This window comes from Pantoea sp. UYEF8, assembly GCF_040546285.1.
GTDB lineage: Bacteria > Pseudomonadota > Gammaproteobacteria > Enterobacterales > Enterobacteriaceae > Pantoea > Pantoea brenneri.
In genome coordinates, this window is the sequence record NZ_JBEPNM010000007.1 from 26801 (window position 1) to 39163 (window position 12363).

11 protein-coding genes are annotated in these 12363 nt (G+C 56.9%); all 11 read left to right on the forward strand.

All coding sequences use genetic code 11. The features are described from left to right. The first annotated feature begins 16 nt into the window (after positions 1 to 16). The 11 genes from atpG (at position 17) to ABIB18_RS14365 (ending at position 12324) form a co-directional block, all read left to right on the forward strand. Positions 17 to 883 (forward strand): F0F1 ATP synthase subunit gamma, encoded by an 867-nt coding sequence (gene atpG, locus ABIB18_RS14315; protein ID WP_031376166.1) that lies wholly within the window; start codon positions 17 to 19, stop codon positions 881 to 883. Between the two features lie 30 nt (positions 884 to 913). After that, positions 914 to 2311: a F0F1 ATP synthase subunit beta gene (gene atpD / locus ABIB18_RS14320; RefSeq protein ID WP_010258870.1), complete on the forward strand. Its 1398-nt coding sequence runs from the start codon at positions 914 to 916 to the stop codon at positions 2309 to 2311. Between the two features lie 24 nt (positions 2312 to 2335). After that, a complete protein-coding gene (locus tag ABIB18_RS14325) occupies positions 2336 to 2755 on the forward strand; it encodes a F0F1 ATP synthase subunit epsilon (protein ID WP_031376165.1) in 420 nt (139 codons plus the stop codon). A 160-nt stretch (positions 2756 to 2915) separates the two neighbouring features. Further along, positions 2916 to 4286, forward strand: coding sequence for a bifunctional UDP-N-acetylglucosamine diphosphorylase/glucosamine-1-phosphate N-acetyltransferase GlmU (gene glmU, locus ABIB18_RS14330; protein ID WP_354474590.1), 1371 nt, complete (start codon positions 2916 to 2918; stop codon positions 4284 to 4286). Between the two features lie 146 nt (positions 4287 to 4432). After that, positions 4433 to 6262, forward strand: a complete 1830-nt coding sequence (gene glmS / locus ABIB18_RS14335) for a glutamine--fructose-6-phosphate transaminase (isomerizing) (RefSeq protein WP_031376164.1) — start codon at positions 4433 to 4435, stop codon at positions 6260 to 6262. Positions 6263 to 6427: 165 nt separating this feature from the next. Beyond that, complete coding sequence (gene pstS, locus ABIB18_RS14340; RefSeq protein ID WP_031376163.1) at positions 6428 to 7471, forward strand: phosphate ABC transporter substrate-binding protein PstS; 1044 nt, start codon at positions 6428 to 6430, stop codon at positions 7469 to 7471. 87 nt (positions 7472 to 7558) lie between these two features. Then, positions 7559 to 8521, forward strand: coding sequence for a phosphate ABC transporter permease PstC (gene pstC / locus ABIB18_RS14345; protein ID WP_031376162.1), 963 nt, complete (start codon positions 7559 to 7561; stop codon positions 8519 to 8521). Continuing rightward, a complete protein-coding gene (gene pstA, locus ABIB18_RS14350) occupies positions 8518 to 9408 on the forward strand; it encodes a phosphate ABC transporter permease PstA (RefSeq protein WP_031376161.1) in 891 nt (296 codons plus the stop codon). The genes pstC and pstA overlap by 4 nt, the downstream gene beginning before the upstream one ends. Before the next feature lie 44 nt (positions 9409 to 9452). Further along, positions 9453 to 10226: a phosphate ABC transporter ATP-binding protein PstB gene (gene pstB, locus ABIB18_RS14355; protein ID WP_031376160.1), complete on the forward strand. Its 774-nt coding sequence runs from the start codon at positions 9453 to 9455 to the stop codon at positions 10224 to 10226. 17 nt (positions 10227 to 10243) lie between these two features. Continuing rightward, on the forward strand, positions 10244 to 10978 hold the full coding sequence (gene phoU, locus ABIB18_RS14360; protein WP_031376159.1) for a phosphate signaling complex protein PhoU: 735 nt from the start codon (positions 10244 to 10246) through the stop codon (positions 10976 to 10978). A gap of 107 nt (positions 10979 to 11085) precedes the next feature. Continuing rightward, positions 11086 to 12324: an MFS transporter gene (locus tag ABIB18_RS14365; RefSeq protein ID WP_031376158.1), complete on the forward strand. Its 1239-nt coding sequence runs from the start codon at positions 11086 to 11088 to the stop codon at positions 12322 to 12324. Positions 12325 to 12363: the final 39 nt, after the last annotated feature.

The window sequence follows — 12363 nt, forward strand, 5'->3', positions numbered from 1 at the left end:
CTTTGAGGAGAAGCTAATGGCCGGCGCAAAAGAGATACGAAGCAAGATCGGAAGCGTGAAAAACACGCAGAAGATCACCAAAGCGATGGAAATGGTCGCCGCCTCCAAGATGCGTAAAACGCAGGAACGCATGGCGGCCAGCCGTCCGTATGCAGACACCATGCGCAAAGTGATTGGTCACCTTGCGTTGGGTAATCTGGAATACAAGCACCCTTACCTGCAAGAGCGCGACGTTAAGCGCGTCGGCTACCTGGTCGTTTCAACTGACCGCGGGCTTTGTGGTGGTTTGAACATTAACCTGTTCAAGAAAGTACTGGCAGATATGAAGTCCTGGTCCGATAAAGGCGTGCAGAGCGATCTGTCGATTATCGGTTCTAAAGGGGCGTCATTCTTCAGTTCTGTTGGTGGCAACATCGTGGCGCAAGTCAGCGGCATGGGCGATAAACCTACCCTTTCTGACCTGATTGGCCCGGTAAAAGTGATGTTGCAGGCTTATGATGAAGGCCGCATCGACAAACTGATGATCGTCAGTAACAAGTTCAATAACACCATGTCTCAGACTCCGACCATTACCCAACTGCTGCCGTTACCGCCAGCGGAAGGTGAAGAAGAGATGAAGGCGAAGACCTGGGATTACCTGTACGAACCCGATCCGAAAGCGCTGCTGGATACCCTGCTGCGTCGTTACGTCGAATCGCAGGTTTATCAGGGTGTGGTGGAAAATCTGGCCAGTGAGCAGGCCGCACGTATGGTGGCGATGAAAGCCGCAACCGATAACGGCGGAAATCTGATCAAAGAGCTGCAGTTGGTGTACAACAAAGCTCGTCAGGCCAGCATCACCCAGGAACTTACCGAGATCGTCTCGGGGGCCTCCGCGGTTTAACCAGGTTTGGAATTAGGTAGAGGATTCAAGATGGCAACTGGAAAGATTGTCCAGATTATCGGCGCCGTTGTTGACGTCGAATTCCCTCAGGACGCGGTACCGCAAGTGTACAGTGCCCTCGAGGTTATGAATGGTGATGCGCGTCTGGTGCTGGAAGTTCAGCAGCAGCTGGGCGGCGGCGTGGTCCGTACCATTGCAATGGGTACGTCTGACGGCCTGAAGCGTGGTCTGAGCGTCAACGACCTGCAGAAACCGATTCAGGTTCCGGTCGGTAAAGCGACCCTGGGCCGTATCATGAACGTTCTCGGTGAGCCAATCGACATGAAAGGCGAGCTGAAAGAAGAAGATGGCAGCGCAGTAGAGATCGCCTCTATTCACCGCGCGGCACCTTCTTATGAAGATCAGTCTAACTCGCAGGAACTGCTGGAAACCGGCATCAAGGTTATCGACCTGATGTGTCCGTTCGCCAAGGGCGGTAAAGTGGGTCTGTTCGGTGGTGCGGGTGTAGGTAAAACCGTCAACATGATGGAACTGATCCGTAACATCGCGGCTGAACACTCAGGTTACTCAGTGTTTGCCGGTGTGGGTGAGCGTACTCGTGAGGGTAACGACTTCTACCACGAAATGACCGACTCCAACGTTATCGACAAAGTTGCCCTGGTGTATGGCCAGATGAACGAGCCGCCGGGTAACCGTCTGCGCGTGGCACTGACCGGTCTGACCATGGCGGAAAAATTCCGTGATGAAGGCCGCGACGTTCTGCTGTTCATCGATAACATCTACCGTTATACCCTGGCCGGTACCGAAGTTTCTGCACTGCTGGGTCGTATGCCATCTGCGGTAGGTTATCAGCCAACGCTGGCCGAAGAGATGGGTGTGTTGCAGGAGCGTATTACCTCCACCAAGACCGGTTCAATCACTTCCGTACAGGCCGTTTACGTCCCTGCGGATGACCTGACTGACCCGTCACCAGCAACTACCTTTGCGCACTTAGACTCAACGGTAACGCTGAGCCGTCAGATCGCCTCTCTGGGTATCTACCCGGCCGTTGACCCGCTGGATTCCACCAGCCGTCAGCTGGATCCACTGGTTGTGGGTCAGGAGCACTACGACGTAGCGCGTGGCGTTCAGTCACTGCTGCAGCGTTACCAGGAGCTGAAAGACATCATCGCCATCCTCGGTATGGACGAGCTGTCTGAAGAAGATAAACTGCTGGTGGCACGTGCGCGTAAGATTCAGCGTTTCCTGTCTCAGCCGTTCTTCGTTGCGGAAGTCTTCACCGGTTCTCCGGGCAAGTACGTTACGCTGAAAGACACTATCCGTGGCTTTAAAGGCATCATGGAAGGTGAGTTTGACCACCTGCCAGAGCAGGCCTTCTACATGGTTGGTGCCATCGAAGAAGCCGTGGAAAAAGCGAAGAAACTGTAATAACGGTTTCCCGGGAGGAATATTATGGCTATGACTTATCACCTGGATGTGGTCAGCGCAGAGAGTCAGTTGTTCTCTGGTCTGGTACAGAAAATTCAGGTGTCAGGTAGCGAAGGTGAGTTAGGGATTTTCCCTGGCCATGCGCCGCTGCTGACTGCCATTAAGCCTGGAATGATCCGTATCGTGAAACAGCACGGCGAAGAGGAGTTTATCTACCTCTCTGGCGGCGTGCTGGAAGTGCAGCCGGGCAGCAGCACCGTTCTGGCCGATACCGCTATTCGCGGTACCGATCTGGACGAAGCCCGCGCCCTGGAAGCGAAACGCAAAGCAGAAGAGCACATGAACAGCAGCCACGGTGACGTGGACTATGCTCAGGCCTCTGCCGAGCTGGCGAAAGCCATTGCTAAACTGCGCGTGATCGAACTGACCAAAAAAGCGATGTAATCCAGCTTTATGCGTCACGAAATGCCAGCCTCCGGGCTGGCATTTTTTTTGCCTGCCGGGTCATCTGCGCCCTCCCGCCTAATTTCGGCCTGAGAAAAATGTAGTAATCTCACCCTCAAACCGTTTTACTTTCACCCGTAAAAATTCACTCAGGATAGTTATGTCTAACAGTGCGATGAGCGTGGTGATCCTTGCCGCTGGCAAGGGCACCCGTATGTATTCCGATCTGCCAAAAGTTCTGCATACGCTGGCAGGCAAGCCGATGGTGCAGCATGTGATTGACGCGGCCAAAGGGCTGGGCGCGCAGCAGGTGCATCTGGTTTATGGTCACGGCGGCGATCGTCTTAAAGCCACCCTCACCGACAGCGCCCTCAACTGGGTGCTGCAGGCCGAACAACTCGGCACCGGCCACGCCATGCAGCAGGCCGCGCCCTGCTTCGCTGACGATGAAGACATTCTGATGCTCTACGGCGACGTACCGCTGATCGCTGAAGCGACGTTACAGCGCCTGCGTGAGGCCAAACCGCAGGGCGGCATCGGCCTGCTCACCGTGGTGCTGGAGAATCCGACCGGCTATGGCCGCATCGTGCGCGAGAACGGCACCATTGTCGGCATCGTCGAGCAGAAAGATGCCACGCCAGAGCAGCTGCAAATCACTGAAATCAACACCGGTATCCTGATCGCCAACGGCGGCGATCTGAAACGCTGGCTGGCGCAGCTCACCAACAGTAACGCGCAGGGTGAATACTACATCACCGATATCATCGCGCTGGCGCATCAGGAAGGCCGGGTGATTGAGGCGGTTCATCCGACGCGCATCAGTGAGACCGATGGCGTGAATAATCGTCTGCAGCTGGCAACGCTGGAACGCACTTATCAGACTGAACAGGCTGAGCGCCTGCTGCTGGCGGGCGTGATGCTGCGCGATCCGGCCCGCTTTGACCTGCGCGGTACCCTGACCCACGGCCGGGATGTGGAAATCGACACCAACGTCATCATTGAAGGTCAGGTGGCGCTGGGCGATCGGGTAAAAATCGGCGCGGGCTGCATCATCAAAAACAGCGTGATTGGCGACGATTGCGAAATCAGCCCTTATTCGGTGATCGAGGATGCGAATCTGGCCAGCGCCTGTACCGTCGGACCTTTCGCCCGACTGCGTCCCGGCAGTGAGCTGGCACATGCCGCCCATGTCGGCAACTTCGTTGAGATGAAAAAAGCCCGTCTGGGCCAAGGTTCGAAAGCGGGTCACCTCTCCTATCTGGGCGACGCGGAGATCGGCGCTAACGTCAACATTGGGGCCGGCACCATTACCTGCAACTATGATGGCGCGAATAAATCAAAAACCGTGATCGGTGATAACGTGTTTGTCGGCTCGGACACCCAGCTGGTGGCGCCGGTCAGCGTGGCGGCAGGTGCTACCATTGCGGCGGGCACCACCATCATGAAAGATGTCACCGAAGCGGGACTGGTCTACAACCGTAAAGAGCAGAATCACAAAGCGGACTGGCAGCGCCCACAGAAGAAAAAATAATTTTAACGGCCCGCTTCATGCGGGCCGATGCAGTGCCAAAACTATAATCCCCACTCTCTACAAGGCTCGGGGAACCGGCAAAGCCGGATATCAGGTCGCATGACAACGAAAGTGGCGAACAGCCATGTAGTCAGGAAAACATCATTATGTGTGGAATTGTTGGTGCAGTAGCACAACGCGATATCGCAGAAATTCTGCTGGAAGGCCTGCGTCGTCTTGAGTATCGCGGATATGATTCGGCCGGTCTGGCCGTGGTCGATCGTCAGGGGCACGTAACGCGCCTGCGACGTTTAGGGAAAGTGCAGAAGCTGGCCGATGCAGCCGAACAGCAGCCGCTGATTGGCGGCACCGGTATTGCCCATACGCGTTGGGCAACGCACGGCGAGCCGTCGGAAGCCAATGCGCATCCGCACGTTTCTGAGCACATCGTTATCGTGCACAACGGCATCATTGAAAACCATGAGCCGCTGCGCGCTGCGATGATCGAGCGTGGTTACGTGTTTGCCTCTGAAACCGACACCGAAGTGGTGGCGCATCTGGTTCACTGGGAGCAGAAGCAGGGCGGAACGCTGCGTGAAGTGGTGCTACGCGTCATCCCGCAACTGCGCGGCGCCTATGGCATGGTGATCATGGACAGCCGCGATCCGTCGCTGCTGGTGGCGGCACGCTCCGGCAGCCCGCTGGTGATTGGCCGTGGCGTGGGCGAGAACTTTATTGCCTCCGATCAGCTGGCGCTGCTGCCGGTGACGCGTCGGTTCATCTATCTGGAAGAGGGTGATATCGCTGAAATCAGCCGTCGCGATGTGACCATCGTTGATCGTACTGGTAAACCGGTGACGCGCGCAGAGATCGAATCGACCCTGCAGTATGATGCCGGTGACAAAGGCATCTACCGCCATTACATGCAGAAAGAGATCTACGAGCAGCCGATGGCGCTGAAAAGCACCCTGAGCGGCCGTTTCAGTCACGGCCAGGTCGATCTCAGCGAGCTGGGCGCAGGTGCAGAAGCGCTGCTGGCGCAGGTGGAGCATATCCAGATTATCGCCTGCGGTACCTCGTATAACTCCGGCATGGTGTCACGCTACTGGTTTGAGTCGCTGGCCAATATTCCGTGTGATGTCGAGATCGCCTCTGAGTTTCGCTACCGCAAGTCGGCGGTGCGGAAAAACAGCCTGCTGATCACCTTATCGCAATCGGGCGAAACGGCCGATACCCTGGCAGCGCTGCGTCTCTCCAAAGAGCTGGGCTATCTCGGTTCCCTGGCGGTGTGTAACGTGGCCGGTTCGTCGCTGGTGCGGGAATCTGATCTGGCGCTGATGACCAAAGCGGGCACCGAAATCGGTGTTGCCTCGACCAAAGCCTTTACTACGCAGCTGGCAGTGTTACTGATGCTGGTGGCGAAGCTGGGCCGGCTGAAAGGCATGGCGGCGGAAACCGAGCATGAGATTGTCCATGCGCTGCAGGCGCTGCCCAGCCGGATCGAACAGATGCTGGCGCAGGATAAGCTGATTGAAAATCTGGCAGAGGGCTTCTCAGATAAGCATCATGCGCTGTTCCTCGGCCGCGGCGATCAGTATCCGATCGCCATGGAAGGGGCGCTGAAGCTGAAGGAGATCTCCTACATTCACGCCGAAGCCTATGCGGCGGGCGAGTTGAAGCACGGCCCGCTGGCGCTGATTGATGCCGATATGCCGGTGATCGTGGTGGCACCCAACAACGAACTGCTGGAGAAGCTCAAATCCAACATCGAAGAGGTGCGGGCACGCGGCGGTCTGCTGTATGTGTTTGCCGATCAGGATGCGGGCTTCAGCGACAGTGACGGGATGAAGATTATCCCGCTGCCCCACGTTGAAGAGGTGATTGCGCCAATCTTCTATACCGTGCCGTTGCAGCTACTGTCGTATCACGTCGCGCTGATCAAAGGCACTGACGTCGATCAGCCGCGTAACCTGGCGAAATCGGTTACCGTAGAATAACAAAGTGGGCCCGGTCGCGGGCCCGCTTCATTTTTGCCCGCTGTCATATAACTGTCATATTTCGTACATTTCACTGTCATCAAACTGTCCTATTTTCCCTCCTGCAGCAATCACTGACTCTTACTAAAACGGCCCCGAGCCTGAATTTTCTCCCCTGGAGGGAACATGACACTGATGCGTAGCACCGTAGCCCGAATCCTCGCCGCCACCTTTGCAGTCAGCGCGGTATCTGCTTTTGCGGCCACCGATTTGACGGGCGCAGGCGGGACGTTCCCGGCGCCGGTTTATGCCAAGTGGGCAGCAGAGTATCAGCAAGCCACCGGTAGCAAAGTTAACTACCAGGGCATCGGTTCATCTGGTGGCGTGAAACAAATCATCGCCAAAACCGTCGATTTCGGTGCGTCCGATGCGCCAATGAAAGATGAAGATCTGCAGAAAAATGGCCTGTTCCAGTTCCCGACGGTAATCGGCGGCGTGGTGCTGGCGGTTAACCTGCCGGGCATCAAATCAGGTGAACTGACGCTGGACGGTAAAACCGTCGGCGACATCTACCTCGGCACCATCAAAAAGTGGAACGATCCGGCGATCGCTAAACTGAACCCGGGCGTGAAACTGCCAGAGACTAATATCAACGTGGTACGCCGCGCTGATGGTTCCGGTACTTCGTTTGTCTTCACCAGCTACCTGGCGAAAGTGAACCCGGACTGGAACAGCAAAATCGGTAAAGGCAACACCGTAAACTGGCCGGTCGGTCTGGGTGGCAAAGGCAACGACGGCGTGGCTGCGTTTGTACAGCGTCTGCCGGGTTCAATCGGCTATGTGGAATACGCCTACGCCAAACAGAACAACCTGACCTACACCAAACTGATGGACGCTGATGGCAAACCGGTCGCCCCAGGCGAAACCAGCTTCAGCAACGCGGCGAAAGGCGCAGACTGGAGCAAATCATTTGCTCAGGACCTGACCTTCCAGAAAGGCGCGGATGCCTGGCCTATCTCTTCCACCACCTTTATCCTGGTTTACAAAGATCAGGCTAATGCGGCCAAAGGCAGCGAAGTGCTGAAGTTCTTTGACTGGGCATACAAAAACGGCAGCAAAACCGCTACCGCGCTGGATTATGCCGCCCTGCCAGAGAGCGTGACCGAGCAGATTCGCGCTGCCTGGAAAGCCAATATCAAAGACAGTTCTGGTAAGGCGCTTTATCAGTAATTGACCGACCCTGGCCGGACTCCGGTTCGGTCAGACCCAACGGGCGGCGTACTGCCGCCCTGATAACTCCTGAAGACTGAGACTTCTATGGCTGCAACCAAGCCGGCATTCAAAGCCCCAGGCAAGCAAGGTGACAGAATATTTGGTGCGCTGGTCAAGCTTGCCGCGCTGATCGTCCTGTTGCTGATGGGCGGCATTATCGTCTCCCTGATCATCTCCTCATGGCCAAGCATTCAGAAGTTTGGTTTCTCCTTTTTGTGGACCAAAACCTGGGATGCCCCCAACGAACAATTTGGTGCGCTGGTACCGATTTACGGCACCCTCGTCACCTCTATCATCGCGCTGATTATTGCCGTGCCGGTCAGTTTTGGTATCGCGCTGTTCCTGACCGAACTCGCGCCAGGCTGGCTGCGTCGCCCGCTGGGTACCGCCATTGAGCTGCTGGCCGCGATCCCCAGCATTGTCTATGGCATGTGGGGCCTGTTCGTGTTTGCGCCGCTGTTTGCTGAATATTTCCAGACGCCGGTCAACGACGTGATGTCAGGCATTCCGATTGTCGGTGAGCTGTTCTCCGGTCCGGCATTCGGTATCGGTATTCTGGCCGCTGGCGTGATTCTGGCGATCATGATCATCCCCTACATCGCCTCCGTGATGCGCGATGTGTTTGAGCAGACGCCGGTGATGATGAAAGAGTCGGCCTACGGCATCGGCTGCACCACCTGGGAAGTGATCTGGCGTATCGTGCTGCCCTTCACCAAAAACGGTGTGATAGGGGGCGTGATGCTGGGACTGGGCCGCGCACTGGGTGAAACCATGGCGGTGACCTTTATTATCGGCAACACCTACCAGCTCGATAGCCCGTCGCTGTTTATGCCGGGCAACAGCATCACCTCCGCCCTCGCCAATGAGTTCGCTGAAGCGGAATCCGGCGTGCATGTGGCGGCGCTGATGGAGCTGGGTCTGATTCTGTTTGTGATTACCTTTATCGTGCTGGCGATTTCAAAACTGATGATTATGCGGCTGGCGAAAAGTGAAGGAGCGCGATCATGACCACCATTGAAGTTCAGGCGCGCGCCGAACTCGACGCATCCCGTCGTAAGATGCAGTCCTGGCGCAGCACCAAAAACAAGATAGCGCTGACGCTGTCGCTGCTGACCATGGCATTTGGTCTGTTCTGGCTGGTGTGGATCCTGTTCACCACCGTATCACGCGGCCTTGATGGCCTGTCGTGGTCGCTGTTCACCGAATCAACGCCGCCACCGAATACTGCCGGCGGCGGCCTGGCGAACGCCTTAGCGGGCAGCGGATTACTGATTTTCTGGTCGACCTTCTTCGGCACGCCGCTGGGCATCATGGCCGGCATCTACCTGGCGGAATATGGCCGCAAGTCGTTTCTGTCGGAAGTGATCCGCTTTATTAACGACATTCTGCTGTCAGCGCCGTCGATTGTGGTCGGGCTGTTTGTCTACACCATTGTGGTGTCGCAGATGCAGCACTTCTCCGGCTGGGCCGGGGTGATTGCGCTGGCGCTGCTGCAGGTGCCGATCGTAATTCGTACCACCGAGAACATGCTGCGGCTGGTGCCGGACAGCATGCGTGAAGCGGCTTATGCGCTGGGCACGCCGAAGTGGAAGATGATCTCCGCCATCACCCTGAAGGCGTCGGTCTCCGGCATTATCACCGGGGTATTGCTGGCGATTGCCCGCATCGCTGGTGAGACCGCGCCGCTGCTGTTTACCGCGCTGTCGAACCAGTTCTGGAGCACCGACATGATGCAGCCGCTGGCGAATCTGCCGGTCACCATCTTTAAGTTCGCCATGAGCCCGTTCGCCGAATGGCAGAGCCTGGCCTGGGCTGGCGTACTGATTATTACCTTGTGCGTGCTGCTGCTGAATATCGTAGCGCGGGTGATTTTTGCCAAAGGTAAACACGGTTAACTTCCGGCGCTGCCCTGCGCGGCGCCGTATAAGAGAGACGAGCAATGAGTATCGCGACTGCATCAGCCGATAAAATTCAGGTCCGTAATCTGAACTTCTATTACGGTAAGTTTCACGCGTTAAAGAATATCAATCTGGATATCGCCAAAAATCAGGTCACCGCATTTATCGGGCCATCCGGCTGTGGTAAATCGACCCTGCTGCGGACCTTCAATAAAATGTACTCGCTCTACCCGGATCAGCGGGCTGAAGGCGATATCCTGCTGGACGGCGACAACATTCTGGCGGCGCAACAGGATATCGCGCTGCTGCGCGCCCGGGTCGGCATGGTGTTTCAGAAGCCAACGCCGTTTCCGATGTCGATTTATGACAATATCGCCTTCGGTGTTCGCCTGTTTGAGAAGCTGTCACGTGCCGATATGGACGAACGGGTCCAGTGGGCGCTGACCAAAGCCGCGCTGTGGAACGAAACCAAAGACAAGCTGCATCAGAGCGGTTACAGTCTCTCCGGTGGTCAGCAGCAGCGTCTGTGCATCGCCCGCGGTATCGCGATTCGCCCGGAAGTGCTGTTGCTGGATGAACCTTGTTCGGCGCTCGACCCGATTTCAACCGGGCGTATTGAAGAGCTGATTACCGAGCTGAAGCAGGACTACACCGTGGTGATCGTGACGCACAACATGCAGCAGGCCGCACGCTGCTCCGACCACACCGCATTTATGTATCTGGGCGAACTGATTGAATTCAGCGATACCGACACGCTGTTCACCAAGCCGGCACAGAAGCAAACTGAAGACTACATTACCGGCCGCTACGGCTGATTTGACAGGAGATCGCCATGGATAATCTGAATCTGAACAAACATATCTCCGGTCAGTTCAATGCCGAGCTGGAGCACATTCGCACCCAGGTGATGATCATGGGTGGCATGGTCGAGCAGCAGCTGACCGACGCCATCACCGCGATGCATAACCTCGATGGTGAACTGGCGCAGCGGGTGATCGACGGCGACCAGAAGGTCAACATGATGGAAGTGGAGATTGATGAGGCCTGCGTGCGCATCATCGCCAAACGTCAGCCAACCGCTATCGATTTGCGGCTGGTGATGGCGATCATTAAAACCATTTCTGAGCTGGAACGGATTGGTGACGTAGCGGAGAAGATCAGCCGCACCGCGCTGGAGAAGTTCGGTCAGCAACATCTGCCGCTGCTGGTGAGTCTCGAGTCGCTGGGTCGTCATACCGTACAGATGCTGCATGATGTGCTGGACGCCTTTGCGCGCATGGACCTCAACGAAGCGATCGCTATCTACCGTGAAGATAAAAAGGTGGATAAAGAGTACGAGGGCATTGTGCGTCAACTGATGACCTACATGATGGAAGATCCGCGTACCATTCCCAGCGTACTGACGGCGTTGTTCTGCGCCCGGGCGATTGAGCGCATCGGCGATCGCTGCCAGAACATCTGTGAAATCATCTTCTATTTCGTCAAAGGTCAGGATTTCCGCCACGTTGGCGGTGACCGGCTCGACGAACTGCTGTCAGGCGATGATGGCAGCAATAAGCCCTCCTGAGTGACCGCAACCGTACGCCGCGCTGGCGTACGGTTCGGCGTTTTCGATTGGTCCCCCCGGCAACACTCTTTATACTTGCGGCACTTTTCCTTCTGAGGTGCTGAATAATGTCTCCTTCTCCCCAGGCTAAACCCGGCGTCACGCCCGGTAAAGCGATGCTGGCCGCCGTCAGCGGTTATGCGATGGATGGATTTGATCTGCTGATCCTTGGCTTTATGCTGCCGGCGATCAGCGTCTCGCTGGCGCTCAATCCATCGCAGGCGGGATCGCTGGTCACCTGGACGCTGATCGGCGCGGTCATCGGCGGTATTGTGTTTGGCCATCTCAGCGATCGCTTTGGGCGTATTCGTATGCTGACCATCACTATCCTGGTGTTCTCGGTGTTTACCGGCCTGTGCGCCGTGGCGCAGGGCTACTGGGATCTGCTGGCCTGGCGTACCCTGGCGGGCGTCGGGCTGGGCGGAGAGTTCGGCATCGGTATGGCGCTGATTGCCGAAGCCTGGCCGGCAGAGAAGCGCAACCGCGCCTCGGCGTGGGTCGGTATCGGCTGGCAGCTCGGTGTGCTGCTGGCGGCCTTTATTACGCCGCCGCTGCTGAGCGTGATCGGCTGGCGCGGCATGTTTCTGGTCGGTTTATTACCCGCGCTGGTCTCGTTTGTGATCCGTCGCAGCATGGGCGAACCGGAGGCCTATCGCCGACAGGTCAAAAACGTTCCCTCGCTCTCTTTCCCGGCGCGCCTCAAGCTGCTGGTCCGCGATCGCGCGACTGCAAAAGCCAGCCTCGGCATTTTCATCCTCTGTTCGGTACAGAATTTTGGCTACTACGGCCTGATGATCTGGATGCCGAGCTACCTCTCCTCCAGCTTCGGTTTCAGCCTGACCAAATCGGGTCTGTGGACGGCGGTAACGGTGGTCGGTATGACCTTCGGTATCTGGCTGTTTGGTGTGCTGGCCGATCGCTTTGCGCGCTGGAAGATTTTCCTGCTCTATCAGTTTGGCGCGGTAGTGATGGTGGTGATTTATGCTCAGTTACGCGATCCCGGCATCATGCTGGTTACCGGGGCGATCATGGGGATGTTCGTTAATGGGATGATTGGTGGCTACGGCGCGCTGATCTCCGATACCTTCCCGCCACAGGTGCGGGCCACGGCGCAAAACGTCCTGTTTAACCTTGGGCGGGGCGTCGGCGGCTTCGGCCCGGTGGTGATTGGCCTGCTGGCGAGCCAGTTCTCCTTTGCGGCGGCGATTACGCTGCTGGCGCTAATCTATCTGCTGGATATTGTGGCCACCCTGTTCCTGCTGCCGAAAAAGCACAGTCAGGATGACACGCTGGGCGCGATTGGCTGAAAGCAGGGCACGGATCTGCCGGGATGTGAACACCCATCC

Coding starts and splice junctions, on each gene's coding strand:
- atpG (WP_031376166.1), top strand. CDS start 17: ATGGCCGGCGCAAAAGAGATACGAAGCAAGATCGGAAGCGTGAAAAAC.
- atpD (WP_010258870.1), top strand. CDS start 914: ATGGCAACTGGAAAGATTGTCCAGATTATCGGCGCCGTTGTTGACGTC.
- ABIB18_RS14325 (WP_031376165.1), top strand. CDS start 2,336: ATGGCTATGACTTATCACCTGGATGTGGTCAGCGCAGAGAGTCAGTTG.
- glmU (WP_354474590.1), top strand. CDS start 2,916: ATGTCTAACAGTGCGATGAGCGTGGTGATCCTTGCCGCTGGCAAGGGC.
- glmS (WP_031376164.1), top strand. CDS start 4,433: ATGTGTGGAATTGTTGGTGCAGTAGCACAACGCGATATCGCAGAAATT.
- pstS (WP_031376163.1), top strand. CDS start 6,428: ATGACACTGATGCGTAGCACCGTAGCCCGAATCCTCGCCGCCACCTTT.
- pstC (WP_031376162.1), top strand. CDS start 7,559: ATGGCTGCAACCAAGCCGGCATTCAAAGCCCCAGGCAAGCAAGGTGAC.
- pstA (WP_031376161.1), top strand. CDS start 8,518: ATGACCACCATTGAAGTTCAGGCGCGCGCCGAACTCGACGCATCCCGT.
- pstB (WP_031376160.1), top strand. CDS start 9,453: ATGAGTATCGCGACTGCATCAGCCGATAAAATTCAGGTCCGTAATCTG.
- phoU (WP_031376159.1), top strand. CDS start 10,244: ATGGATAATCTGAATCTGAACAAACATATCTCCGGTCAGTTCAATGCC.
- ABIB18_RS14365 (WP_031376158.1), top strand. CDS start 11,086: ATGTCTCCTTCTCCCCAGGCTAAACCCGGCGTCACGCCCGGTAAAGCG.